Origin of the sequence: Campylobacter ureolyticus, assembly GCF_027277485.1 — a bacterium.
Classification (GTDB): domain Bacteria; phylum Campylobacterota; class Campylobacteria; order Campylobacterales; family Campylobacteraceae; genus Campylobacter_B; species Campylobacter_B ureolyticus_B.
Genome location: NZ_JAPXGQ010000073.1, coordinates 1 through 255, shown reverse-complemented (window position 1 = coordinate 255; position 255 = coordinate 1). Strand labels below are relative to the sequence as shown.

The following is a 255-nucleotide window of genomic DNA, read 5'->3' as shown; positions in this document are numbered from 1 at the left end:
CACAAGATTTGCACTTATAAACTCTATCTTTTAATGTTAAATCCTGCTTTATATTTCCACATACACAGCAAGTTTTGGAACTTGGATAGAATTTATCTGCTCTATGAATTTCTTTTTGCATATAATTAGCTTTATATTCCAATTGTCTATTAAACTCATAAAAACTGACATCAACAAGAGATTTAGCTAATTTATGATTTTTTATCATACCGTTTACATTCAAACTTTCAAGTCCTATATAATCAAAATTTCTTA

General features: G+C 26.3%; 1 protein-coding gene. It reads right to left on the bottom strand.

Going from position 1 to position 255, the window contains the following annotated elements:
• Positions 1-208: zinc ribbon domain-containing protein (locus tag O6B72_RS09495; RefSeq protein WP_332112751.1), on the bottom strand; the 208-nt coding region annotated here is incomplete at its 3' end.
• Positions 209-255: the final 47 nt, after the last annotated feature.